A 24,883-nucleotide genomic window follows, 5' to 3' on the forward strand; every position below is an offset into this window, starting at 1 on the left:
TTCCCACCGGAGAGATGACGACATGACAGCTTCCCTCACACTGGACGGCTTCCGCGCCGACCTGGCGGAGTTCCTGTACCAGCAACCCGACGAAGTCGACCTCGAAGAGCACCCCCTCCACGCGGGACTCGACTCCCTTCGCATCACCACCCTCGTGGAACGGTGGCGGGAGACCGGCGTGGACGTGACCTTCCTCGAACTCGCCGAGTGCACCTCGTTCGCCCAGTGGTGGCAACTCCTCTCCGCACGGCGGGAGTCGACCCCATGACCGCGCGCCACCCCCTGCTGGCCGCCCAGGAAGGCATCTGGACCGGCCAGCAGCTCGACGCGGACAGTCCCGCCTACAACACCGCCGAATACGTGCGTATCGACGGTCCCGTGGACACGGCCGCCTTCGACACCGCCCTGCACCACGTCGTCGCCGAGACCGAGGCCCTCAACGTCAGCTTCGTCACCGACGACACCGGTTGCCCCTGGCAGCTGGACACCCCGGCCGGCGACTGGCGCACCCACATCGCCGACCTCACCGCCGAGCCCGATCCGCAGGCCGCGGCCCTGGCCTGGATGGACCAGGACATGGCCCGCCCTGTCGACCTCACCCGCGGCCCCGTCTTCGGCCACGCCCTGCTCAGGACCGCGCAGGAGCAGTACCTCTGGTACCACCGGGTCCACCACATCGCCCTCGACGGCTTCGGACTCTCGCTGGTGGCCCGCCGCGTGGCCCAGGTCTACACGGCCCTCGTGGCCGGAGAACCCGTTCCGGACAGCGGCTTCGGCACCCTGGAGTCCGTCCGCGCCGAGGAGTCGGCCCACCGCGAGTCCGCCCGCCACACCAAGGACCGCGCCTACTGGACCTCGCGATACGCAGACCGCCCGCCGGTGGCGAGTCCGGCCGGCCGCTCCGCCCTGCCCGCCCGCACCTTCCACCGCCACGTCACCGACCTCGACGCGGCCTGGAACGCCACCCTGCGCACGGTCGCCCGCGACCTCTCGGTTACGTGGTCCGAGGTGGTGCTCGCGGCGACCGCCGCCCACCTGCACCGGGTCACCGGCGCCCCGGAGATCGTCCTGAGCCTGCCCGCGATGGGCCGCCTCGGCTCGGTCTCCCTGCGTGTCCCCTGCATGGTGCGCAACATCCTGCCCCTGCGCGTGCCCGTCGCCCCCGACGACACCCTGCGTGACCTCGCGACCCGCGTCTCCCGCGAACTGCGCGCCGGACTGCCCCACCAGCGCTACCGCTACGAGCAGTTGCGCCGCGACCTGAAGCTGGTGGGCGGTCAGCGCCGGCTGTCCGGGCCGGGTGTGAACATCATGCCGTTCGCGTACGACCTGCGGTTCGCCGGCCACCGCAGCACCGTCCACAACGTGTCCGCGGGACCGGTCGACGACCTGGCCGTCAACGTCTACGACCGCTCCGACGGCACCGGCCTGCGCATCGCCCTGGACGCCAACCCCGACCTGTACACGAAGAGCGGGGCGGCCGGTTTCCAGGGGGGTCTGCTCGCTCTCCTCGACGGGGCGGTCGCCGCCCCCGACCGGCCACTACGGGAACTGGCGGGTACCTCCGCCGCCGGAGCCGTCCAGGTCCTGGACGGGGGCCCGCTGCCCGCCCAGGCCCGCCCGGTGCTGAGCCTGATCGCCGAGCACGCTGCTCGCCGGGGCTCGGCAATTGCCGTAGAGCACGCGGGGGACAGCCTCACGTACGCCCAACTCCTCGGCACCGCAAGCGAGATGGCACGTCGACTGGCTGCCCGAGGTGTCGGCCACGGCGACGTGGTCGCGGTGGCCCTGCCCCGGGGCATCGACGCGGTCACCACCATCCTGGGCGTCCTGCTGGCAGGCGCCGCCTACTGCCCCCTCGACCCGAAAGCCCCCGCAGACCGCACCGCCCACCTCCTGGCCGACGCCGCTCCGGCGCTCGTGATGACGACTGGCGACCGCGCGGCCGACTTCCCTGACTACGCCGTACTCCCGTTGGACCAGTCGGATTCGGCGTGCGCCACTGCTGCCATGCCGTCGACTCCCGGTCCGGCCGACTTGGCGTACGTGCTGCACACCTCGGGTTCCACCGGCCGCCCCAAGGGCGTCGAGATCGAGCACAGCGCGCTGGCGCACTTCGTCGTGGCGGCCACACACCGCTACGGCATCCAACGCGGGGACCGCGTCCTGCAGTTCGCCCCGCTGCACTTCGACGCGAGCGTGGAGGAACTCTTCCTGACCCTGTGTGCCGGCGGCACGCTGGTGATCCGCGCCGACGACATGACCGAATCGGTGCCGCGCTTCCTGGACGAGTGCGCCCGCCTGCGCGTGAGCGTGCTGGATCTGCCCACCGCCTACTGGCACGAGGTGGCCCACGCGATCTCGACCGGCGCCGGCGCGCTGCCCGAGAGCGTACGGACCGTCGTCGTCGGCGGTGAGGCGGCCCTGCCCGAACGGGTCGACCGCTGGCGCAAGGCCGTTGGTACGTCGGTGGCGTTGCTGAACACCTACGGGCCGACCGAGGCCACCGTGGTCGCCACGGTCGCCGACCTGCACGACCCTGCCCTCGACCCCGGTGACGTTCCGATCGGTCTGCCGCTGCCCGGCACCCGGGCCGCCGTGGTCGACGGCGAGCTGTACCTGCTGGGCGACGCCCTGGCCCGTGGCTACCGGGGCGTCGTACCGGACGGCTCCCGCTTCGCACCCCTCGCCGCGCTTCCAGGCGCCCCCCGCGCCTACCGCACCGGCGACCTGGCCGACATCGGCGAGGACGGCCGACTCCGGTTCCTGGGACGGGCGGACGACGAGTTCAAGATCAGCGGCCACCGCGTCCAGCCCGCCGAGATCGAGAGCGCCCTGCTCACCCACCCGCGCGTCCGGGAGGCCGTCGTCGTGGGCCAGACCCTCCCCGACGGCACCCGGCGCCTGGCCGCCCACCTGGTCGCCGAATCACCGGCGCCGTCCGCGTCCGAGGTCAGACACCACCTGCGGACCAGGTTGCCCGCCGCCATGATCCCCTCCGCGGTCGAACTCCTCGACCGGCTGCCCCGCACAGGCTCCGGCAAGATCGACCGAGCCGCTCTGAGCGCGACATCCGCGCCCCAACTCCCCACCACCGGCAGCCCACTTGAGCGGACCGTCACCGCCGTCTGGCGTCAACTCCTCGGCACGGACACCCTCGCCGTGGACGACGACGTCTTCGACCTGGGTGCCCAGTCCCTCCAGGCCATCCAGGCGGCCAACCGCCTCGGCGTCGAACTCGGCCGCGACATACGGGTCGCGTGGCTCTTCCAATACCCGACCGCCGCCGCACTGGCCGACTTCCTCGGCGAGAACGCCCAACCACCGTCCACCCAGGCAGGACTCCCGCCGGCCCTCCTCGCCGACACCGCCCTCGACCCGGGCATCCGGCCCGGCATCAGCCGCGTCCCGGACGAGGCCCCCCGCCGCATCCTCCTCACCGGCGCGACCGGCTTCGTAGGCACTCACCTACTGGCCCAACTCCTCACCGACACGCGAGCCGAGATCGTCTGCATGGTGCGGGCCCACGACCAGGCCGAGGCAACCGCCCGCATCCACCAAGCCCTTGACCGCCAGGGCATCGCCCTCGACGAGCGGGCACGCCACCGCATCACGGTCCTCCCCGCCGACCTCGCCCGCCCCGACCTCGGCCTGAGCCGCGACGCGCTGGCCGATCTCGCCACGACCTGCGACGCGATCTTCCACAACGCCGCGACCGTCAGCATCATGCGCGACTACGCCACTCTGCGCGCCGCCAACACCGAGTCAACCCAGCACCTGCTGCGCCTGGCCGCCGTGCACACGACACCCCTCCACTACGTCTCCACCCTGTCCGTGGCCCCGCCCGCGAGCCACAGCCCCGAGGTGCCGGAGGCATTCCTGCCGCCGCACGAGGGACTCCGGTACGGCTACCAGCAGTCGAAGTGGGCCTCGGAACGGCTGTTGGAGCAGGCGGCCGAGCGCGGTCTTCCGGTAACCGTGCACCGCCTGGGCCGGGTGGTCGGTCCGTCGGGCACGGGATACGTCAACGAGCGGGACTTCCTGTGGAGCGTGCTGCGGGCCGGTATCCCCGCCGGGATCGTCCCCGATCTGTTCGAGGACGAGGTCTGGACGCCCGTGGACTTCGTGGCCCGGTCCGTCGTACACCTCTGTCTCGCCCCCGATCGTGCGGCCGGTCCGGTGTTCCAGCACGCGACCCTGCCCCGGGTGCGGCTCGATGAGGTCTACGACTGGGTGGAGGAGTACGGCTGTCCGGTACGGCGACTGCCGCTGGCGCGCTGGCGGGAGCAGCTGCCCCGCTCTGCCGATGTCGCCGCCACGACGCTGGCCTTCTTCGACTCCGCCGAGCAGTCCGCGCCGACCGACCTGCGCCTCGGCCATGTGCGGGCCGACAACGTCCGCGCCGGACTGGAAGGCAGCGGCATCACCTGCCCGCCCGTCGATCGCGCCCTGGTCTTCGGCTACTTGGACCACTGCGTTGCCGCGGGTGAGCTGACCGCCCCGACAACACCCGTCAAATAGACGGGACTTGTCGGGAACTCGCGATCACTTCGCCCCGACTACTGCAACAGATCCCTTCAACCCATGACCTGTTCCATGACCTTTTTCCATCAGCAGACCCCGTACACAAGGAGCCCGCATGTCGATCAACCGGCCGGTTGCCACCGCCCTGGCCGCAGCCCTCTGCCTCCTCACGGCGGCATGCGGCGACTCCTCGGACGACGACGCAGCGAGCGGCACGACGACCGAGGCCGCCGCGTCGAGGACGGGCTATCCGGTGACCCTGAAGAACTGCGGCCGGAGCGAGACGTTCAAGAAGGCACCCAGCCGGGTCGTCGTCATGAACGGCGCCTCCGTGGCCGAGGTCTCCACACTCCTGGCGCTCGGCCTCCAGGACAAGATCGCCGCCAACCAGCAGACCTACGGCATGTCCGAGGTCGCGGGCCGCGCCGCCGCCATCAAGGCACTGCCCACCGGGAACGTGAAACTCAACGACGCCTACGACATCCCCCGCGAGGCCATGCTCGGCCTGCGCCCCGATCTCGTCCTGTCGACCACCTCGTACGGATTCGACGAGAAGAACGGCTTCGCCACCAGGGACCAGTTGAAGGCCGTCGGCGCCAACAGCTATGTCTCTCCGCAGGGTTGTGCCCAGGACACCTCGAAGATGACCATCGCCGACAGCTACACGCTGCTGCGGGACATGGGCAAGGTCTTCAACGTCGCTGAAAAGGCGGAGAAGTTGATCGCCGCCTCCGAGAAGAACATCGCGGCCGTCTCGGCGAAGGCCAAGGCGAAGAAGACCCCCAAGGTCATGGTGCTGTTCTCCAACATGTCCATGGGCGGCAACGACTTCAGCTCGGTCGTCGCCAAGGGCATCTACAACGACATCCTCGCCAAGGCCGGCGGCTCCAACGCCTTCGAGAACGCCTCCAAGACCTCCTTCGCCGACCTGAGCAAGGAGAAGGTGGCCGCGACCGATGTCGATGCCCTCGTCGTCATCGGCTACAACGACCCGAACCCGGCGGCCTACGCCAGGAAACTGCTGAAGGAGTTCCCCCAGTGGCCGGCCGCCAAGAACAACACGTACGTGACGCTGTCCGACTCGATGTACCTCGGCCCCAGCAACGACCTGGCCGTGGAGAAGATCGCCAAGGCGCTGCACCCGGACGCGTTCTGAGCCGGATCAGGGTTCCGCTGGCCTTCCTGCTCCTGCCGGCCGCGCTGCTCGCGACCATGATCGTGGCGATCAGTATCGGCGCGGTGAACGTCCCGCTCGGTGACGTGTGGGCGATCGTCCTGCACCATGTCACCGGCGTCGGGGCGGCACCCTCCGACCCCGCGCTCGACCAGATCGTCTGGAACTTCCGTACTCCGCGCGTGGTGTTGGCCGCCCTGGTCGGCGCGGCCCTGGCCGTGTCGGGCGCGGTGCTGCAGACCGTGGTCTCCAACCCGCTGGCCGACCCCATCGTGCTGGGCTTCTCCTACGGCGCCACGCTCGGCGCGGTCCTCGTCATCACCCTGGGCGGCGGCGCCGCGCTCGCCGGGCTCGGGGTGTCGGCGGCTGCCTTCATCGGCGCGGTGGTGGCCGGCGCGCTGGTCTTCGCGCTCGGCCAGCGACGAGGCCGACTGGCCCCGACCCGGCTGGTGCTGGCGGGGGTCGCCGTCGGCTACGTCTTCCTCTCGGCGACCAGCTTCGTCCAACTCCAGGCGACACCCACCGAGTTGCGCACGGTCATGTTCTGGATGCTGGGCAGTGTGGCCGGTGCCCAGTGGGACCAACTCCCCACGGTCACCGTGGTCGTGCTGGTCACCACCGCGCTCCTGACGCTCTTCGGACGGCGGCTCAACGTCCTGCTGGCCGGCGACGAGTCCGCCACCGCGCTCGGCGTCGACGTCAACCGGCTGCGCGCCGTACTCCTGGTGCTCAGCGCGCTGTTGACCGGAACCGTCATCGCCGTCGCCGGCAGCATCGGCTTCGTCGGCCTGATGATCCCGCACCTCGTCCGCCTCACCACCGGTGCCGACCACCGCCGACTCCTGCCCCTGACAGCCCTGTCGGGCTCGGTCTACCTGGTCCTCGTCGACCTGCTATCCCGCACCCTGAACCGGCCCAACGAACTGCCGCTCGGCATCCTCACCGCCCTCCTCGGCGCCCCCTTCTTCCTGTGGCTGCTGCGCCACAACAAGGGTCTGGACTGAAGCCCCATGAAACTCACCGTCGACCAGCTCCACATCACCCTGGACCGCAGCCCGATCCTGCTCGGCGTGAGCCTCGAGGCCCGCAAGGGCGACATCGTCGGCCTCGTCGGCCCCAACGGCAGCGGAAAGTCGACCCTGTTGCGCGCCGTCTACCGCTCGCTCCGCCCGGCGGACGGCGTCGTCAGGGTCGGCGAGGACGACGTATGGACGTTGTCCGCCCGCGCCGCGGCCCGCCGCACCGCCGCGGTCCTCCAGGACGCCACCGGCAACACCACCGGCCTGACCGTGACGGAGATCGTCGCCCTCGGCCGCACCCCGCACCACGGCCTGCTGGGACGCGACGGCACCGAGGACCACCGGGCCGTACAGGAGGCCATCGACCACTGCGGCGTACGACCGTACGCGGACCGCGACTACGCCTCCCTGTCCGGCGGCGAACGCCAACGCGTCCTGCTGGCAAGGGCGTTGGCGCAGAGCGCGCAACTCCTCGTCCTGGACGAACTCACCAACCACCTCGACATCCGCGCCCGGTTCGAGCTCCTGGACCTGATCCGCGCCACCGGCATCACCACGCTCGCGGTCCTGCACGACCTCGACCTGGCCGCCCGCCTCTGCGACCACCTCGCCGTCCTGCACGAGGGAGCGGTGGTGGCCGCGGGGCCGGTCCTGGAGGTACTGACCCCGCAGATCCTCAGCGACGTCTTTGGCGTACGGGCACGCGCCGAGCGGCACGCCGACGGCGTCATCCGCATCACCTACGCCGCCCAGCCGCTCGCCCGCGACGAGACGGTGGCGGCCGAGGCCGACTCCGCTGCCACCGAGCCCGCCGTGCGCTGACCCCCTCGGTCGGGCCCCGGGGTCCGTCACGGGCTCCGGGGTTCTGTCCTGGATGTCTCCGTCGTCCATATACCGGGCCCCTCGGCACGGAGACCCCTCTCCAACAGAAGTCGGACGGGATTCCCGCCGAGTTCCGGGCTTTTGGTGTGGCCCGGGTCACATGCTGTGGGTTGAGTGTGGTGCGCTGTGGGTTTGCTTACCCGCACGTGACATGCGATTTCTTGGTGCCAGGATGAGGCGTCATGAGACCAGGGTGGTGTTCCCGCGCGATACGGGCCGCGGTGTTCGCGGCCGTCTGCGTGGTGCTCGCCTCCCTGGGGCACGTCATGATGTCCGGGCACCACGTGCCCGCGTGGGCAATGTCCGCCGGACTGGTCGTCACCGGCGCCGCGGGCTGGTGTCTGACGGGCCGTGAGCGCGGCCTCCCGCTGATCGTGACGGTCGTGGTCGTCTCCCAGACGATGCTGCACTCGGCGTTCTCGCTCGCCCAGTCGGCGTCCGGTGTGTCGGCCTCCGCGAACACGGACATGACCATGGGCTCGATGAGACCGGGCTCCATGGACATGGCGGCATCGTCGGCCGGCGGTACGCCCTCGACCGGCATGCTCGTCGCCCACCTGTTCGCCGCCCTGCTCTGCGGGCTCTGGCTGGCCCACGGCGAGAAGGCCGCGTTCCGCATCCTGCGCATCGTCGTCAGCCGACTGGCGGCTCCGCTGCGGCTGCTGCTGGCACTGCCCGCGCCCGTGGACCGCCCGCGCCTCCGCAGGCGTCGCCTCCGCTCGGACCGGGCGCCGCACTCCCTCCTCCTCGTCCACTCGATCACCTCCCGGGGCCCGCCCGCGCGGACCGCTGTCGCCTGAGACAGCCGGTACCCCGAGGCCGCCCGTACGGCGTGCCTCCGGCCTCGGCCGTACGTCCGCGCAAGCGCGCCGTAGGGCCGTCTTTCCCCACTCACCGGACCGCCTGCGTTCCCGCGTGCCCAGGTCCGGATCACGGATGACCGAGAAGGACACCAGGTGATCACTCCTGCCCTGCCCGCCCCGCGCGGCAAAGGCGACAAGAGGTCGGCATCTCTCGACGAGTCGATAACCGCGTGGGCGCTTGCCGCCCGCCACGGAGACGCGGACGCGGTCGAGCACTTCGTCCGGGCCTTACAACGCGATGTCCAGCGGTACGTCGCTCATCTCTGCGGCGATCCGCAGGCAGCCGACGACCTCGTGCAGGACACGTTCCTGCGTGCGCTCGGCAGCCTGCACCGCTTCGAGGGGCGTTCCTCGGCACGCTCCTGGCTGCTGTCGATCGCCCGCCGGGCCGTCATCGACAGCTACCGGTACGCCGCCGCGAGACCCCGCCTGTCCGACGTACCGGACTGGCGGCTCGCGATCGAACTGGCCCAGCCGATCGACCTGCCCGGCTTCGAGGACGGCGTCGCGCTCCTCGACCTCCTGGCGTCGCTGCCGGACGAGCGCCGCGAGGCCTTCGTCCTCACCCAGATGCTCGGCCTGCCTTACGCGGAAGCCGCCGAGGCGAGCGACTGTCCGATCGGCACGGTCCGCTCCCGCGTGGCACGGGCCCGGGCGACCTTGACGGATCTGCTGGCCGAGGCCGACGAGCCGGCCGTAGCGACGGTATGAGTACTGGATCGACTGTCGCGCCTTGGGGCGCCGCCGAACACCAACACGTCTTGGCGGTACGGGTGTTCATGCAGGACTGAGCCGACGGGCGGGCAGGGCGGGCAGGACGGCGGGGGAGTGCCGTCCTGCCCGGACCTCGACTCGGGAGGTGCTCGACCGGTTCGGTTGAGCGGGGCATGGAGTTCCCGGCGAAGATCTCAACCCTCGTCTCGCGGTTGCCCCGGCGGCCACCGCGACCCCGGCCGTCGGCGTCCGATTCTTCGCGTCCGACGACCTGAACTTCCAGACCCAGTTGCTGCTCGGTGTCTGCGGCTACGGCGGTGCGGAGGCCGTGAGGTGTTGGCCGCCGTGGACCGGATCAACGCACATCGCTTCGGCCCGGGGTGGCTTCCTGCGGGCCGCGAGCTATGGATCCGCCGCACTGATGTTTGTGCTCGGCACCGCGGCGCCCGGCGTCGAGAAGGCCGTTTTCGCGGAGATGCGCCGTTGCTGGGAGCGCGCCGCCGCCCTCTTCGGCCACGGCCCACCGTGATCCCCAACAACGGAACGTGCCGCTCCGTCCCGACTGGGAGAAGGCCGTCACTCCCGTGGCCGACTGGCTGTACCGGTGCCCCGAAGTGGACCGCGACCGGATCGCCCTGGTCGGCTGGAGCCTCTGCGGGGAATCGGTGACCCGGGACGAGGTCGACACCGTGTGGCGCGAACAGGTGGTGCCCGGCTTGTCGGCCGTGGACCGCTTCACCCTCGCCAAGCGGGCCGAACTCTTCGGGCCCGGATTCCACGCGGACGCGCCGGCAGGCAGGCCGCCGATGGATGTGTGGGGGCTCCGCGAGACGTCTCAGCGCCAGCCGAGCTCCGGTGCCACGTGGGTCAGGATGCTCTCCAGCACATGGGCGTTGTAGTCGACCCCGAGCTGGTTCGGGACGGTCAGCAGGAGGGTGTCCGCGGCCTGGATGGCCTCGTCCTCCTTGAGTTGCTTGACCAGCACGTCCGGCTCGGCGGCGTACGAGCGTCCGAAGATGGCCCTGGTCGTGTCGTCGATCATGCCGACCTGGTCCCGCGAGTTGCGGTCGTGGCCGAAGTAGGCCCGGTCCACGTCGTCGGTCAGGGCGAAGATGCTGCGGCTGACGGACACCCGCGGCTCGCGCGTGTGCCCCGCCTCCTTGTACGCCTCGCGGTACGCCTCGATCTGCTTGCGCTGCTGGACGTGCAGCGGCTCGCCCGTCTCGTCGTCCTTCAGCGTGGAACTCTGCAGGTTCATCCCCAGTTTCGCGGCCCAGACGGCGGTCGCGTTCGAGCTGGAGCCCCACCAGATCCGTTCGCGCAGCCCCTCGGAGTACGGCTCGACGCGCAGCAGACCCGGCGGGTTGGGGAACATCGGCCGCGGATTCGGCCGCGCGAAACCCTCGCCCTCGATCACCTTGAGGAATGTCTCGGCGTGCCGGCGGGCCATGTCCGCGCCGGTCTCACCCTCCTCGGGCGCGTAGCCGAAGTAGCGCCAGCCGTCGATCACCTGTTCCGGTGAGCCACGGCTGATGCCGAGCTGCAGTCGGCCGCCGGAGATGAGGTCGGCCGCGCCCGCGTTCTCGGCCATGTACAGCGGGTTCTCGTAGCGCATGTCGATCACGCCGGTGCCGATCTCGATCTTCGAGGTCCGCGCACCGATGGCCGAGAGCAGCGGGAAGGGGCTGCCCGCCTGCTGCGCGAAGTGGTGCACGCGGAAGTACGCGCCGTCCACGCCCAGCTCCTCGGCGGCGACCGCCAGGTCGATGGACTGGTGCAGGAAGTCGGCGGCGGACCGGGTCTTGGAATGCGGACTCGGCGACCAGTGACCGAACGAAAGGAAACCTATCTTCTTCACGCAGGCCAGAGCGTCCGGCAGTCACGATTGATTCCCCGGGCCGACGCACCGTGGCCAGCCCAACCGGCCAGTGCGGCCATCGGACACCTCCCCAGGGAGGCGGCAGACAGCTGCGCGACTGCCGTCGATTCACCGCATGGGTTGCCCTGGCGGCTTCCCCGTGTGCCGGGAACGGCTGTGCGGCCGGTCCCGGCACCGAGATGGTCACGGCTTGCGCGCGACCGCTCCGTACATCGCGATGTCCTCATCGCGTATGTTCTGCTCGCCCGTGCCGTCCGGGTGCCACTTGTGGACCTGGACGATGCCGGGTTCGACCAGCTCCAGCCCGTCGAAGAACTCGTGGGCCTCGTCGATGGTGCGCAGCCGCATCGGCATCTCGCGGGCCGCGTACTCGCGGGCGACGCGGCCCACCTCCTGCGGCGCGAACTCGGCAGTGCCGATCGACATCGCAAGGTAACTGCCCGAGGGGAGAGGCTCCAGCAGGCGCCGTACGACGCCCACCGCGTCGTGCGCGTCGAGCATGAAGTGCACGATGGCGATCACCGTCAGCGCCACCGGCCGGGAGAGGTCCAGGGTCTCGCGCAGCTCCGGCGCGTCGAGGATGGCGGACGGTTCACGGAAGTCGGCCTCTATGTACGAGGTCCTGCCCTCGGCCGTGCTGGAGAGCAGACCCTGGGAGAGGGTGAGGACGATGGGGTCGTTGTCGACGTAGACCACCCGTGACTCGGGAGCCACCTGCTGGGCGATCTCGTGCAGGTTCGGGGAGGTGGGGATGCCGGTGCCGACGTCCAGGAACTGGCGCATGCCCGCCTCCTCGGCGAGCCAGCGCACGGCCCGGTTCATCCAGTCCCGGTTGGCGCGCATGTGGATCGGGAGCGCGGGCCACTCCCGGGACATGGCGTCGCCCGCCTCCTTGTCGGCGGGGTAGTAGTCCTTCCCGCCCATGATGTAGTCGTAGATCCGCGCGGAGTGCGCGTGTTCGGTGTCGATGCGGTCGGCCGGCCATCCGTTGTCGGGCAACGCCGTGTCTCCCATGCGAGTTGTGAAGGTTCGGGATGAACGCTCAGTAAAAACAATGGGGGTTCACAGAAGGAAGTCGGCGTCACCCGCCTTCACGCCCGTGACGAAGCTCGTCATTTCGCGGGGTGTGAAAACCAGCGCCGGGCCGTCGGGGTCGGTCGACTGACGTACGGCGACGCGTCCGTCGGAGAGCTTCTTCACTTCCACGCAGGCGCCCCCGGCGTCGTCGCTCCACGGCTTGGTCCAGCCGCGTGCGCCCAGGTTCCGGGACGGTATGCCGTTGCGTATGTGGTGGTGCACGTCAGAGCTCCTTGCGAATCGCACCGAGGAGGGCCTCGGTCTTGCGGGCGGGCGCCGCCTGGGCACCCAGCCGGTCCAGGGCCTCGCGGTACACCACGACGTCGTCGCCCTTGTCCAGGTAGACAGCACCCACCAGGCCGTTGAGATAGACGACGTCGGGCAGTTCGGCTGCCCGGAACCGGAAGAGGTGGAACGCCCCGGCTCGCATGGCCGGGTGCGGGCCGTTGGCGAACGGCATGATCTGCAGAGTCACCTGCGGCAGCCGGTTGACCTCGATCAAGTGGGCGATCTGGGCGCGCATCACCGCGGCACCCCCGACCGGCCACCTCAGCACCGTCTCGTCCATCACGACCCACACCCGTGGCGGCGCCTCGCGGGTCAGCAGTTCCTGGCGGCGCATGCGAAGGGCGACCCGGCGCTCCGTGGCCTCGGTGGGGGCGTGCGGGTTGCCCGCGCCGAGCAGGGCCCGTGCGTACTCCTCGGTCTGCAGCAGCCCGTGGACGAACTCGTTCTCGTAGGCGCGGACCTGCAGCGCTGCCTGCTCCAGGCTCAGATACGCGGCGAACCAGTCCGGCATGACGTCGCGGTACGTGTGCCACCAGCCGCGCTTGCTGGCCTCGCGGACCGACTTCAGGAAGGTGTCGATCTCCTGACGGTCCGTCACTCCATAGACCTGCAGCAGCTTTTCGGCGTCCGCCAGGCGCAGCCGGGCCACCTTGGCGGCCTCCATCCGGCGGATCGTGGAGTGGCTGACACCGATGGCCGCGCCCGCCTGCTCGTACGTGAGTCCTGCGCGGGTCCGCAGTTCCTCCAGCTGGCGGCCGAGGATCATGCGCAGGACGGAGGGGACGCCGCCCCAGTCGGTCTCTGCGGTCACGGTCTACCTCCCTTGCGCCTCCAGCTCCGGGCGGCAGTCTGGCAGGGTTTCGCTCTTCACAGACTCTTTCGATCACTTCCTGGCGGAAGCAGCATGCACTTCGCGACATGCAATTTTCAACTTGCTGGTTGCGATGCGTTGTTGGCAGGTGCCACAGTAAGCACGTCGTCACAGCTCGTCGAAGAGCGAGACGGCGCAGCCCAGTTGGGGGAAACAGGGTCGCGACCTGCGTTGGCCCGGCGCGGGTCGCCGTCCGCGCCTTGTGCGCGGCCGACCGGTGCGACACCGGCACCGCCCAGGGTGCGAAGGCACACGAAAGGCGTACGGCGATGGCTCCGCCCTCTTTCCCCCAGCCGTTGGACCGACCTCCCGGAGGCGGGCGTCCTGGCCGACTCCCTGGGCCCCAAGGCCCCGGCCGGTTCGTCTCCGGGAACCAACACTCCCGCCACAGCCATCTGTTCGGCATGCCGGCGACCCCGGCATCGGCCGGTCTGGCCCGCAGAACCGTGGACGAACTGCTCATCGCGTGGGGCGTCCGCGAAGTCGTCCGGGACAACGCTGTCGTCGTGACCTCCGAACTCGTCACCAACGCGCTCACGCACTCCGCGAGCGACTGGATCGTCTGCGAGGTGCGGAGCACGGATGGAGTCCTCCGGATAGAGGTCGAGGACCAGAACCGCGGTTCCACGCTCCCGGTACCGGGTCGGCCCGGCCCCGACGACCAGGGCGGGCGCGGTCTCCTGCTCGTCGCAGTCCTCAGCAGCGACTGGGGAACGGAGGACATCCCGCACCGGTCCGGGCGGATCGTCTGGGCCGAACTGGCCACGGAGGCGGACGACCCCGTCCCGCCCTGACGCCTCCCCGGCCGACCCCGCCTCCCCGCCCGGCCCATCCCCCCACCTGGCCGAAGGGTCACCCCCCATGTACCGATCGCGCAGCCGCGACCCGATCCCGTCCCCCTCCGAGCCGTCGGCTCACAGCTTCGCTCCGCCCCCGAGTCCCGCCGAGCCGCCGACGCACGACCGCACCCGCTCCGGACGCCTGGTGATCCCCGCGCCGTTACGCGCGAGCCTCGGCTACGACGCCGTGGGCATGCCCCGGGAACACGGGCAACGCATCCTGGACCGTCTGCAGCGCGTCGGCTGCATCTTCGCCGACGCCCGGCACTGGTGGTGGATCGTGCCGGCCGGTTCGCACATCGGCGTCATCTGGCCGCCGTCCATCAGCTATGCGGTCGGCGCCCAGCTGGCCGACCCCTCCTGGACGAGCACCCGCCCGAAACCGGGCCTGGAGCATCCCCGTCTGATCCATTCTCCCGAGACCGGGCAGCCCTACACGCCGCCGATACCCCTGTACTTCCTCACCTGCCGCGTCGCCGGCAGCACTCCGCTCTGGTCACTGGACGTGGCAAACTGACCGACCGCATGCGGCAGGGCGCGGCGATACGGCTGTGGGGGCCGTCCGGCGCAAGCTGTCGACAGCCTCTGATGCCCGGGCACGTTCCCACTCCACCCCCGCCTGCGCCGAGGACGTCGGCCGGAACTGCCGTGCCGCTACGGGCGGTTCAGCAGGCGGCGGGCCCGTTCGAGGACCGGTCGGTCGACCATGCGGCCGTTCACCACGGTGACCGCTCCGTCGGCAGCCCGGTCGGGGCGTGGGTCAGTTGCGACGTGGCAATCTGCCGGCGGAGCTGGCCAGCTTCGTCGGCCGCGGCACCGAGCTCAGGCAGCTGTGGCGGTCGCTGGAGAACCATGCGGCCGTGACCCTGACCGGTACCGGCGGTGTCGGCAAGAGCAGGCTCGCGCGACGGGCGGCCGCCGAGATGGGCCGGGCTTTCCCGGACGGCGTGTGGTTCGTCGAACTGGACGACGTCACGGACGGTGCACTGCTGCCCGCCACCCTGCTTCAGACCCTGTGCCTGCGCGACGACGGGACGCCCGCCGAGGAAAGACTCGTCGAACAGCTCCGCCCGCTGCGGGCACTGCTCCTGCTCGACGGCTGTGAACAGGTCGCCGAGCCCAGCGCGGCCCTGGTGAGCCGCCTCCTGGCCAAGCTACCGGGACTGCGGGTTCTCAGCACCAGCAGACGGCCGTTGCGGATCACGGGCGAGGCCGTCCTGCCGGTGGCGCCGCCGCCGGTGCCCGATCCCGACGCCGACGACCTCCGCCCGGCGGCACTGGCCCGCTGCGACGCGGTCTCCCTGTTCGTCGACCGGGCCGCCGCGGTCCGCCCCGGCTTCGCGCTGACCGACGCCAACGCCGCCTCCGTGGCACGGATCTGCCACCGGCTGGACGGCCTGCCGATGGCCATCGAGTTCGCTGCCGACCGCCTGGACGTCCTTTCCGAGGAGCAGCTCGCCGAACGGCTCGACGACGCCGAACGGCTCGACGACGCCGAACGGCTGCTGGTCACCGGCAAGCGCGGCGCCCCCGAACGCCAGCGGACCCTGCACGCCCTGATCGCCTCCAGCCACCGCCTCTGCTCACCCGGGGAACAGACGCTGTGGGCCCGGCTCGCGGTGTTCACCGGCCGCTTCGAACTCGGCGCCGTCGAGCAGGTCTGCTCCGGGGGACCGGTCGCGGAGAGCGAGGTGTTCGACCTCGTGGCCGGACTCGTCGACAAGTCGGTCCTCAGCCGGGACGAACACCCGGGAAGTACCTGGTACCGGCTGCCCCGCCTGCTGCGCGACCACGCCCGCGGGAGCCTCGTCGGGCCCGAGGAGTGGCTGCGCCTCAACGAGCGGCACGCCGAGTGGTGCGGGCGGCTCGCCGAGGACGCCACACCAGGACTGCTCACCCCCAGGACCGACAGCTGGGCGGCCAAGATCCGCGGCAAACACGCCGACATCCACCACGCGCTCGCCTTCTGCCTGACGGACGGCGGCAACCCGCGCGCGGCCCTGAGTCTGGCCTCGTCGCTCTGGTACTACTGGCTCATCACCGGTCATGTCGGGGAAGGCCGCGCCTGGTTGGAGCGTGGGCTCAGGGCGAGCACGGATCCCTCACCCGAGCGGGCGAGGGCACTGGCCGTGGTGGCAGACCTGGCGATCAACGACCGCGACAGCGCGGCGGCGACAGAACTGGAAGCCCAACTCGTCGCCGCGCAACAGCAGGAGCAGCCCGCTCTCGCGGGGCATCTCGACTTCGCAGGTGGTGTGTTCGCCACCCAACGCGGTGATCTCGTCGGCGCGCGGGCCCTGTTCGAGAACGCGCTGGGGGAGTTCCGTGCCTCCGACGACCTGATGGGCACGTCGAAAACCCTGTGGAACCTGTCCCTGGCCTGCATCTGGAACGGGGACACGGCACAAGGGCTGTGCTACACCGACGAGTTCACCCGCACCTTCGGCGGGCAGGGCGACAACTGGGGCACCTCGGCGGTCCATTGGGCCCAGGCCCATGCCCGCGTCCACGACGGGGACGCCCAGGGGGCGCTGGCCGCGCTCACCGCGGGCGTGATCCTTACTCGGCGCCTCAACGACCACTTCGGGATGGGCTGGCGGCCGCAACTGGGCGCACCGGTCCTCGCCGCCAACGGCCGCCACGCCGACGCCGCCCTCGTCCTCGGCGCGACCCGCTCCCACCGGGTCTTCGCCCTCCCGGTCCTCGACACCTTGCGCACCCGGTGCGCGGACGACCTACGGACCCTGCTCGGCGACCGCCGCTTCGACGAACTGGCCGCCCACGGCGCCCGGTTGTCCCTGGAAGAGGCAGTCGACGTGGTCGTGGAGCAGGGCCCGGCCGACGACGCGGACCCGTCCCACTTCGACGAGCACGCGGTGTTGTCGAAAGGTGAATGGGAAGTGGCCGATCTCGTCGCCAAGGGCCACACCAACAAAGAGATCACCGCGCTCGGTCCGTCACACTGCGTGCCGCGAGTTCTATGCCTGGGTCGACAAGCTCAAGTCCCGTGAAGAATGCGGTGAATTCAGCGTGCGACCTTACCTGCGCGGGTGTGCCGCCCTCGCGGTAGACCTCGGCGACCCGTTCCCATGTCTCGGGATCGAAGTCGCCGGTCGCGTGGGAAAGGGCGAGGTGACTGCCGGGTGCCAGTGCCGCGAGCAGTTCGCCGACGATGCGACGGGGATCTTCCCCGGCCTGCCGGCAGCCTGGACGCCCGGTGCATGAAATCGCGGTTCACGCGGGCCATTTGCTTCACCGCGGGGAATGAGGCGATCACCATTTCCGCGGCTTCCCAGTCGACGGGGTAGTAGTCGTACGGGCGCGGTGCGAATGGCCAAACCGGCGTCCGGTCGGTCAGCAGTGCGCCATGACCCTCGTGACGCGATCTCCAACGGGCGAACGTCCACGGGGTGTTGGGCTAAGCGTTGTCCCGTAAATGATCTTTGACGTGCTGGATTACCTGCCTTTTCTCCGTCACCCGGCGAGGGTGATGTTGTGCAGGCGGGCGATGCCGAGCATGGCGTGGTGGACGCCGTCGCCCTTGAGGCGGCAGTCGCGGAGGATCTTCCAGGTCTTCATGCGGGCGAAGGCATGCTCGACGCGGGCGCGGACTTTGCGGTGGGAGGTGTTGTGTTCCTCTTTCCATTCAGGGAGTTGGGCCTGGCCCGGTTCACGTCGGTGCGGGATGACCAGGCCGGTGCCGCGGTAGCCGCCGTCCGCGATGACCGTGGTCTTGCCGACGGCGTCCTTCGCGCCGGACAGTTCCCACGCCTTGCAGTCGTTGCGGTTGCCGGGCAACGGGCGGCCGACGGCGACGACGAGCCGGGTGTCGGCGTCGATGACGACCTGGTGGTTGGTCGAGTAGCGGTAGTTCTTCGACTGCTCGGCGACCTGGTGATCGCGGGTGGGGACCAGGGTGCCGTCCACGATCAGCACGGCGTCCTTGCGGAACCGCCTGCGTTGCTGGAGGGCGAGCGCGGGTCCGAGGTGGTCGATGATGCGGTCGGCGGCCGACTTCGACACCCCGAACAGCGGCGCCAGTTGGCGCAGGGTCAGGTTGGTCCGCCAGTAGGCGGCGACCAGCAGCACCCGGTCCTCAAGCGGCAGGCTCCACGGCCGGCCCTTGCGCACCGGGTCGGCGCCCTCGCGCCGCAACGCCGTGATCAGCTTCCCGAACTGACGCGCACTCAGCCCGGTGAACGGGGCTATCCAGGACGGCTCCGACGCCGTGATCACACCAGACACGACAAGATCATCTCACCAGTGACCAGCGGTTACGGGACAAGTCTTAGTGCACGGAGAGCCCGCCGTCGACGAAGACCGACTGACCGGTGACATAGGCGGAGGCCCGGCTCGCCAGGAACACCGCGGCGCCCGCGAAGTCCTCGGCAAGTCCGTTGCGCCCGACCATCGTTCGGGCGGCCAGCGCCGCCACCTTCTCCGGGTCGTTGGACAGCCGTGCGTTGAGCGGGGTCATCACGAACCCCGGCACCAGCGTGTTGCAGGTGACGCCGTACGGCGACCACGCCTCGGCCTGCGACCGGGCCAGCGACTCCAGCGCGCCCTTGGACACCCCGTAGGCGCCGCTCTGCACGAACGCGCGATGCGCCTGCTGGGAGGTGATGTGGATGATCCGCCCGAAGCCCCGCTCGGCCATACCGGGACCGAAGCGCTGTCCCAGGAGGTAGGGCGCCTCCAGGTTCACCGCCATCGTGGTGTCCCACACGTCCTCGCCCAACTCGCCCATCGGCGGCCGGAGGTTGATCCCGGCGCTGTTCACGAGAATGTCCGGCTCGCCGAACACCCCGGCCGCGGCCTCCGCCGCCGCCCGCACCCCGTCACGTGTCCCCAGATCCCCGCTCACCCAGGCCGCCCGGCACCCCTCCGCCACCAACTCGTCGACGGTGGCGGCCAGTTCCTCCTCCTTGCGGGCCACTACGACGACCTGGGCCCCCGCCCGCGCGAGCGCCCCGGCGACCGCCCGGCCGATGCCGGAACTGCCGCCCGTCACGATGGCCACGCGGCCGTCCAGGGAGAACATGTCGAAGAGATAGTCGCGAGAGATCATCCCCGGAGCCTAGGCGCCGACCCCCGCGATCCGGTCCCGGGGCGGGCCTCTCGCACCCATGGCACCAACTAGGTACCATCGACGCATGCCATCACTGAATGTGTCCTTCACCGAAGAGGAACTCGACGGAGTGCGCGCCGCCGCCGCGGCCGAGGGCAAGAGCCTCAAGCAGTACCTGCACGACCTCGGCGTCCGCGAGATGCAGCGCGGCCGGTTCGTCGCCGGCGCGTCAGCGTGGGCCGAGCGGCTGCGCGGCGAGTTCGACGACGCCTTCCCCGAGGAGGTGCCGCCCTCCGAGCGCGGTGGGGCCGCGGCCGCCTGATGCACCTGTACATCGACGTCTCCTGGCTGCTCGACGTCCAGGAGGCCGCCCTCTCCGACGAGGACATGTCGGTCTCGGACTACTCCGCGCTCGTGGCCGCCGTAGCACGTCACAAGACCAAGCTGCCGACCCTCGCCGCCGCCGATCCGGACGCCGCCTGGCGGGCCGCCGCGCTCATGCACACCATCGTGCGCCTGGAGCCGCTGCCGCACCGCAACAGTCTGTACGCCGCGTTCGTCGCCGCGCAGTACATGGGCCAGTCCGGCGAGGGCATCGACCCGCCCTACGGCGCCCTCTCCGAGCTCGTCCGCAAGATCCGCGACACCCGCGTCGGTGTCGTGGCCGTCGCCGAGCAGTTGCGCTCCTGGAAGGTGTGACCTGGTCCTTCCCGGGTCCTCGCGACCGGGTGGCCGTACCTCTGCGTACGCTGTTGGCGTGTCAGCCGCCCGCCTCCGCCGTGTCGCCGTCCTCGTCCTCGAGGGCGCCAAGCCGCTCGACGTCGGTATCCCCGCGCAGGTCTTCACGACACGGGCGAGCATGCCGTACGAGGTGCGGCTGTGCGGTGCGGCTCCCGGTCTGGTGACCGGCGGCGACGGCCTGTCGTACCACGTCGCCGACGGCCTCGACGCGCTGGCCTGGGCCGACATCGTCTTCGTCCCCGGCTATCGGTTCCCGGACCGTGAGGACCTGCCGCAGGCCGTCCTCGACGCGCTGATCACCGCCCACGACCGGGGCGCTCGGCTCGCCGCGATCTCCACGGGGGCCTTCGCTCTCGCCGCCACCGGCCTCCTCGACGGCAAGCGGGCGACGACCCACTGGCACTACACGCGGGCACTCGCGGCCAGGTACCCGCTCGTCAAAGTTGACGAGAACGTCCTGTTCGTCGACGAGGGGAGCATGCTGACCTCGGCGGGCGCCGCCTCAGGCATCGACCTCTGCCTGCACATCCTGCGCGGCGACCTCGGAGTGGCCGCGTCCAACCACGCGGCCCGGCGCCTGGTCGCGGCCCCCTATCGCAGCGGCGGCCAGGCGCAGTACGTGCCGCGCAGCGTGCCCGAGCCGCTCGGCGAACGGTTCGCCGCCACCCGCGAGTGGGCCCTGCACCGACTCGGCCAACCCCTCACCCTGGAAACACTGGCCCGGCAGGCCGCGGTCTCACCGCGCACGTTCTCCCGGCGCTTCGTCGACGAGACCGGCTACACACCGATGCAGTGGGTCATGCGGGCCCGCATCGACGTGGCCCGCGAACTGCTCGAACGGTCCGAGCGCAGCGTCGAGCAGATCGCCGCCGACGTAGGGCTCGGCACCGGCGCCAACCTCCGGCTGCACTTCCACCGCCTGCTCGGCACCACACCGAGCGAGTACCGGCGCACCTTCGCCCAGGGGGAATAGCCGAGGCCCCACGACGGCCTTGAGCGAAGGCCCTGCGACCGCCTTGGCGAAATCCTTTTGAACCATGGCGATCACGCCACTGTCACCGACGGTTGCCGCGCGGGAGCCTGGTGTGGAACCGAAGGGACTTCACTTATGACTCGCATCGCCATCAATGGATTCGGCCGCATCGGACGCAATGTGCTGCGCGCCCTGCTCGAACGCGACAGCACCCTCGAAGTCGTCGCCGTCAACGACCTGACGGAGCCCGCCACCCTGGCCCGGCTGCTCGCCTTCGACACGACGTCCGGCCGGCTCGGCCGCCCCGTCTCCGTCGACGGGGACACCCTTGTCGTCGACGGTCGGCGCATCAAGGTGCTCGCCGAGCGCGAACCGGCGGACCTGCCCTGGGCCGAGCTGAATGTCGACCTCGTCCTGGAGGCCACCGGCCGTTTCACCTCCGCCAAGGCCGCCCGCGTCCACCTCGACGCGGGCGCGCGCAAGGTGCTCGTCAGCGCACCGTCGGACGGCGCCGATGTCACGCTCGCGTTCGGGGTGAACAACGACGCCTACGACCCGGCCGCGCACACGGTCGTCTCCAACGCCTCCTGCACGACCAACGCGCTTGCGCCACTGGCCGCGGTGCTGGACGAACTCGCCGGTATCGAGCACGGCTTTATGACCACGGTGCACGCCTACACGCAGGAGCAGAACCTCCAGGACGGCCCGCACCGCGATGCCCGCCGCGCCCGTGCCGCTGCGGTCAACATCGTGCCGACCACGACGGGCGCCGCCAAGGCGATCGGTCACGTCCTGCCGAACCTCGACGGCAAGCTGTCGGGCGACTCGATCCGGGTGCCCGTACCGGTGGGCTCGATCGTCGAGCTCAACACCACGGTTTCCCGCGACGTCACCCGTGAAGACGTGCTGGCGGCCTACCGCGCCGCGGCCGAGGGGCCCCTCGCAGGCGTCCTGGAGTACTCCGAGGACGCGCTCGTGTCCTCCGACATCACCGGCAACCCCGCCTCGTCGATCTTCGATTCGGCCCTCACCCGCGTCGACGGCCGCCATGTGAAGGTCGTCGCCTGGTACGACAACGAGTGGGGCTTCTCCAACCGGGTGATCGACACCCTCGAACTGCTCGCCGCCGGCTGACCGACAGCGTGGGGCGGCAGAGGCGGGCGTCCGCTGTCCGCCGACGTGACCGGTGCTGCCGTAGTGTCTGGCCATGCCCGAGTCGCCCCGCCCCGTTCCGCGCGCGCCCGCCGTGCCCCGCCGAGCCCGTGAACTCGGGCTCGGTATCGGTGACCTGCCCACCGGGACGCACAACGCGATCACGGACGTGCCCGGCATCCGTGTCGGGCACACCACACTGATCCGCCCGCCGCAGGTGCACAGCGGCGTCACCGCGATCGTGCCCGACGGAGTGGGACCCGCAGGCCCGTTGCCCGCAGGGGTGTTCGCGGGCAACGGCTACGGCAAACTCCTCGGCACCACGCAGATCGCCGAACTCGGCGCCCTCGAGACCCCGGTGCTGCTCACCTCGACGCTGTCCGCCTTCCGGGTCGCGGACGCCCTGGTCGGCTGGGTCCTGGAACGGCCCGAGGGGGCGGAGGCCCGGAGCGTGAACCCGGTGGTGGGGGAGTGCAACGACGGTCTCCTGTCCGACATCCGGTCACGTCCGGTCCGTGAGGAACACGTCCGCGCCGCACTCGACACCGCGTCCGCCGGGCCGGTCGCCGAGGGCTCGGTCGGTGCCGGCACCGGGATGACCGCGCTCGGCTTCAAGGCCGGCATCGGCACCTCGTCACGGCGGGTACCGCTCGCGGGCCGGGAGACGATGCTAGGGGTGCTGGTGCAGGCCAACTTCGCCGGCACACTCCGGGTACGCGGCCGTACGGTCACTCCCGCCGACGCGGGCGTCCCCAACGAGGAACCCGGTCCCGGTCCGGAGACCGGCTCCTGCATGATCGTGGCCGCGACCGACGCGCCCTTGGACGCCCGCCAACTCACCCGACTCGCCCGCCGCGCCGTCTACGCGCTGGCCAGAGTCGGTGCGGGTTACGGCCACGGCAGCGGCGACTACGGCCTCGCGTTCGGCACCCGCCCCCTCGGCACGCCCGCCGGACCCGCGGTGGTGCCCGATGCCGGGCTCGACGTCCTCTTCGGCGCGGTGCTGGACGCCGTGGAAGAGGCGGTCCTGAACTCACTGTTGACCGCGACACCGGTGACGGGGCCGCGCGGGCACACCCGTTGGCCGTTGCCCGCGGCGTCGCTGCTCAGTCTGCTGGGGTGAGGGTGCGCTCGTACCAGGTGCCCTGCTTGCCGCCGATCTCGGCCGGGAGCGCGGGGCCGAGCGGGACGAATCCGGCCTTGGCCAGCACTTTCTGAGACGCGATGTTCGCGTCCGAGGTGGCCGCCCGGAGCGTACGCAGACCGTGTCGTGTCGCCGCCAGCCGGCAGAGCTCCTCAACGGCCGCGGTCGCCACCCCTCGCCCGGCGACGTGCTGTGCCACCCGGTAGCCGAGGTCGGCGGTGCGGCCCTCGACGACGTCGAACAGGTTGAACCTGCCGAGTACTGAGCCGTCCTCGGCAACGAGCACATGAAAGGCGCAGACACCGGCCTCCTGCTCGGCCAGCAGGGCCTCGTACCCGTCGGAGAAGTGCTCGAAGTAGTCGTCGCCGCGGTCGGAGACGGAGGCGGCGAAGTAGGCGCGGTTCGCCGACTCGAAGGCCAGGACCGCCGGGGCATGATCGGCGCGCAGCCGCTGCAACTCGGGCACCGCCCGACCCTACCCAGGCAGGCCCCCGGCCGGGCAACTCACTTTCTGACGAGGAGGCAGGTCCCGTCCGCGTCCCGTATCTCCGGCACACCCAGGTAGGCGAGGTCCTGTACGAAACGCTGCCGGGACACGGGGGTGTCGCCGGCCGAGTACAGATAGTCCGAGTACATGCGCTCGGTGGGCTCCTGACCCGACCAGGTCAGCTCTTCGGTCAACCAGCGCACCACACCGGGATCGACCGGGCGGACCGCACCGGGTTCGAAAGTGTGATGGCACTGCGGGCATTCGACTTCGCTCGACATGGCCGCCATTGAACTCTCCGGCCACATGAGCCGCATCGGCCTCAAGTCGTAAGGGGCGTCCCGTACATGGGCCTCGGGGCGTCACAGTTCGAAGGTGGCGTGCATCTCCCAGACGAGGATCTCCGCGGGGCCGGTCGCGCCGACCCGGTGTCCACCCGTGGCGGTGAAACGCACGGCGTCACCCTCGTCGAGATTGCCGGTGCCCTCCAGCTCGACGGAGCCGCGGGCGACGAACAGGTGCAGATACGGCGCCTCGGGAAGGATCACCTGCTGCCCGGCCCGCAGCCGTGCCACGTGCAGCGCCGCGTGCCGGTTCCGGATCCGGATGGCGCTCGCGTCCTGGTGCCGGTCCATGCCGGACGCCACCGTCACCAGCCCGCCGGACAGCAACTCGCCGTCGATTTCCAGCTGTTCGTAGCCCGGAGCGACGCCGGCCTCGTCGGGCAGGACCCACATCTGGACGAAGTGCACGGGATCGGCGGGGCGTTCGGCGATCGACCCGTAGGGGTCGTTCTTCTCCGAGTGCAGGATGCCGGTGCCGGCGCTCATCCGCTGGGCCAGCCCGGGGTAGATCACACCTGAGTGGCCGCCGGAGTCCTGATGGACCAGCGAGCCCTGGAGAACCCAGGTGACGATCTCCATGTCCTGGTGCGGATGGGTGTCGAAGCCCGTGCCCGGCTGCACCAGGTCCTCGTTGTGGACCAGCAGCAGACCGTGGTGCGTGTTCGCCGGATCCGGCTTGTGGGTGCCCAGGGAGAACGAGTGCTTCGAGTCGAGCCAGGACAATCGACTCGCAAGCCGCCCGCCGGCCCGCCGCACGTCCACCGTGGGTGTCAGCAGTGCGCTCATGGTGTGCTTCCTTCTCGCGCAGGGATTCCATGAAGGTTCAATGTTCAACCTTTACGCT

At 70.6% G+C, this 24,883-nt stretch carries 26 protein-coding genes; 16 read left to right on the forward strand and 10 right to left on the reverse strand.

Going from position 1 to position 24,883, the window contains the following annotated elements; genetic code table 11:
* Positions 1-22: 22 nt before the first annotated feature.
* The 8 genes from OH768_RS51425 to OH768_RS51460 all read left to right on the forward strand — a co-directional run bounded on the left by OH768_RS51425 (position 23) and on the right by OH768_RS51460 (position 10,075).
* The gene (locus OH768_RS51425) at positions 23-268 is read left to right on the forward strand and encodes a phosphopantetheine-binding protein (protein WP_406464376.1); all 246 of its coding nucleotides are present in this window, start codon (positions 23-25) and stop codon (positions 266-268) included.
* On the forward strand, positions 265-4,521 hold the full coding sequence (locus tag OH768_RS51430) for an amino acid adenylation domain-containing protein (protein WP_406464378.1): 4,257 nt from the start codon (positions 265-267) through the stop codon (positions 4,519-4,521). Before OH768_RS51425 ends, OH768_RS51430 begins: the two co-directional genes overlap by 4 nt.
* Positions 4,522-4,639: 118 nt before the next feature.
* Positions 4,640-5,680 carry an ABC transporter substrate-binding protein gene (locus OH768_RS51435; RefSeq protein ID WP_406464380.1) on the forward strand — a complete coding sequence of 347 codons (1,041 nt, stop codon included), beginning with the start codon at positions 4,640-4,642 and terminating at the stop codon, positions 5,678-5,680.
* 56 nt (positions 5,681-5,736) lie between these two features.
* A complete protein-coding gene (locus OH768_RS51440) occupies positions 5,737-6,702 on the forward strand; it encodes a FecCD family ABC transporter permease (RefSeq protein WP_406464381.1) in 966 nt (321 codons plus the stop codon).
* A gap of 6 nt (positions 6,703-6,708) precedes the next feature.
* Positions 6,709-7,539 (forward strand): ABC transporter ATP-binding protein, encoded by an 831-nt coding sequence (locus tag OH768_RS51445; protein WP_406464382.1) that lies wholly within the window; start codon positions 6,709-6,711, stop codon positions 7,537-7,539.
* A 242-nt stretch (positions 7,540-7,781) separates the two neighbouring features.
* Positions 7,782-8,399, forward strand: coding sequence for a hypothetical protein (locus OH768_RS51450; protein WP_406464384.1), 618 nt, complete (start codon positions 7,782-7,784; stop codon positions 8,397-8,399).
* A gap of 156 nt (positions 8,400-8,555) precedes the next feature.
* Positions 8,556-9,173, forward strand: coding sequence for a sigma-70 family RNA polymerase sigma factor (locus OH768_RS51455; RefSeq protein WP_406464386.1), 618 nt, complete (start codon positions 8,556-8,558; stop codon positions 9,171-9,173).
* Positions 9,174-9,721: 548 nt separating this feature from the next.
* A complete protein-coding gene (locus tag OH768_RS51460; RefSeq protein ID WP_406464387.1) occupies positions 9,722-10,075 on the forward strand; it encodes a hypothetical protein in 354 nt (117 codons plus the stop codon).
* Here OH768_RS51460 and OH768_RS51465 read toward each other — a convergent pair.
* From OH768_RS51465 to OH768_RS51480, 4 genes are all read right to left on the reverse strand, one after another.
* The gene (locus OH768_RS51465; RefSeq protein ID WP_406464389.1) at positions 10,012-11,034 is read right to left on the reverse strand and encodes an LLM class flavin-dependent oxidoreductase; all 1,023 of its coding nucleotides are present in this window, start codon (positions 11,032-11,034) and stop codon (positions 10,012-10,014) included. The genes OH768_RS51460 and OH768_RS51465 overlap by 64 nt on opposite strands.
* 204 nt (positions 11,035-11,238) lie before the next feature.
* A complete protein-coding gene (locus OH768_RS51470) occupies positions 11,239-12,054 on the reverse strand; it encodes an SAM-dependent methyltransferase (protein ID WP_406464390.1) in 816 nt (271 codons plus the stop codon).
* Between the two features lie 63 nt (positions 12,055-12,117).
* Complete coding sequence (locus tag OH768_RS51475) at positions 12,118-12,354, reverse strand: DUF397 domain-containing protein (protein WP_406464391.1); 237 nt, start codon at positions 12,352-12,354, stop codon at positions 12,118-12,120.
* A gap of 1 nt (position 12,355) precedes the next feature.
* Entirely contained in the window at positions 12,356-13,231 is an 876-nt protein-coding gene (locus OH768_RS51480) for a helix-turn-helix domain-containing protein (protein WP_406464392.1), read from the reverse strand.
* A 464-nt stretch (positions 13,232-13,695) separates the two neighbouring features.
* On the opposite strand from OH768_RS51480, the gene OH768_RS51485 reads away from it, so the two are divergent.
* The 3 genes from OH768_RS51485 (at position 13,696) to OH768_RS51495 (ending at position 17,141) form a co-directional block, all read left to right on the forward strand.
* The gene (locus tag OH768_RS51485; protein ID WP_406464393.1) at positions 13,696-14,085 is read left to right on the forward strand and encodes an ATP-binding protein; all 390 of its coding nucleotides are present in this window, start codon (positions 13,696-13,698) and stop codon (positions 14,083-14,085) included.
* A 67-nt stretch (positions 14,086-14,152) separates the two neighbouring features.
* Positions 14,153-14,647, forward strand: coding sequence for a hypothetical protein (locus OH768_RS51490; RefSeq protein ID WP_406464395.1), 495 nt, complete (start codon positions 14,153-14,155; stop codon positions 14,645-14,647).
* 238 nt (positions 14,648-14,885) lie between these two features.
* Positions 14,886-17,141: an ATP-binding protein gene (locus OH768_RS51495; protein WP_406464396.1), complete on the forward strand. Its 2,256-nt coding sequence runs from the start codon at positions 14,886-14,888 to the stop codon at positions 17,139-17,141.
* Here the strand turns inward: OH768_RS51495 and OH768_RS51500 are convergent.
* The 3 genes from OH768_RS51500 to OH768_RS51510 form a co-directional block, all read right to left on the reverse strand.
* The gene (locus OH768_RS51500; protein WP_406465780.1) at positions 17,071-17,358 is read right to left on the reverse strand and encodes an SAM-dependent methyltransferase; all 288 of its coding nucleotides are present in this window, start codon (positions 17,356-17,358) and stop codon (positions 17,071-17,073) included. The two genes, OH768_RS51495 and OH768_RS51500, sit on opposite strands and share 71 nt — an antisense overlap.
* 246 nt (positions 17,359-17,604) lie before the next feature.
* On the reverse strand, positions 17,605-18,375 hold the full coding sequence (locus OH768_RS51505) for a transposase (protein ID WP_406464397.1): 771 nt from the start codon (positions 18,373-18,375) through the stop codon (positions 17,605-17,607).
* Between the two features lie 43 nt (positions 18,376-18,418).
* Positions 18,419-19,198, reverse strand: coding sequence for an SDR family NAD(P)-dependent oxidoreductase (locus OH768_RS51510; RefSeq protein ID WP_406464399.1), 780 nt, complete (start codon positions 19,196-19,198; stop codon positions 18,419-18,421).
* A gap of 85 nt (positions 19,199-19,283) precedes the next feature.
* Between OH768_RS51510 and OH768_RS51515 the strand changes: the two genes are divergently transcribed.
* The 5 genes from OH768_RS51515 to OH768_RS51535 all read left to right on the forward strand — a co-directional run bounded on the left by OH768_RS51515 (position 19,284) and on the right by OH768_RS51535 (position 23,187).
* Positions 19,284-19,520, forward strand: a complete 237-nt coding sequence (locus tag OH768_RS51515) for a hypothetical protein (protein WP_026179556.1) — start codon at positions 19,284-19,286, stop codon at positions 19,518-19,520.
* The gene (locus OH768_RS51520) at positions 19,520-19,897 is read left to right on the forward strand and encodes a toxin Doc (RefSeq protein WP_406464401.1); all 378 of its coding nucleotides are present in this window, start codon (positions 19,520-19,522) and stop codon (positions 19,895-19,897) included. Before OH768_RS51515 ends, OH768_RS51520 begins: the two co-directional genes overlap by 1 nt.
* A gap of 58 nt (positions 19,898-19,955) precedes the next feature.
* The gene (locus OH768_RS51525) at positions 19,956-20,912 is read left to right on the forward strand and encodes a GlxA family transcriptional regulator (RefSeq protein WP_406464403.1); all 957 of its coding nucleotides are present in this window, start codon (positions 19,956-19,958) and stop codon (positions 20,910-20,912) included.
* Between the two features lie 135 nt (positions 20,913-21,047).
* Complete coding sequence (gene gap, locus OH768_RS51530; protein WP_406464404.1) at positions 21,048-22,046, forward strand: type I glyceraldehyde-3-phosphate dehydrogenase; 999 nt, start codon at positions 21,048-21,050, stop codon at positions 22,044-22,046.
* Positions 22,047-22,119: 73 nt separating this feature from the next.
* Positions 22,120-23,187, forward strand: coding sequence for a P1 family peptidase (locus OH768_RS51535; RefSeq protein WP_406464406.1), 1,068 nt, complete (start codon positions 22,120-22,122; stop codon positions 23,185-23,187).
* Here the strand turns inward: OH768_RS51535 and OH768_RS51540 are convergent.
* The 3 genes from OH768_RS51540 to OH768_RS51550 all read right to left on the reverse strand — a co-directional run bounded on the left by OH768_RS51540 (position 23,171) and on the right by OH768_RS51550 (position 24,825).
* Positions 23,171-23,674, reverse strand: a complete 504-nt coding sequence (locus tag OH768_RS51540; protein ID WP_406464407.1) for a GNAT family N-acetyltransferase — start codon at positions 23,672-23,674, stop codon at positions 23,171-23,173. The two genes, OH768_RS51535 and OH768_RS51540, sit on opposite strands and share 17 nt — an antisense overlap.
* Before the next feature lie 38 nt (positions 23,675-23,712).
* The gene (locus OH768_RS51545) at positions 23,713-23,976 is read right to left on the reverse strand and encodes a hypothetical protein (RefSeq protein ID WP_406464409.1); all 264 of its coding nucleotides are present in this window, start codon (positions 23,974-23,976) and stop codon (positions 23,713-23,715) included.
* An 81-nt stretch (positions 23,977-24,057) separates the two neighbouring features.
* Positions 24,058-24,825 carry a pirin family protein gene (locus OH768_RS51550; RefSeq protein ID WP_406464410.1) on the reverse strand — a complete coding sequence of 256 codons (768 nt, stop codon included), beginning with the start codon at positions 24,823-24,825 and terminating at the stop codon, positions 24,058-24,060.
* Positions 24,826-24,883: the final 58 nt, after the last annotated feature.

Origin of the sequence: Streptomyces sp. NBC_01622 (assembly GCF_045209635.1) — a bacterium.
Taxonomy (GTDB): Bacteria; Actinomycetota; Actinomycetes; order Streptomycetales; family Streptomycetaceae; genus Streptomyces.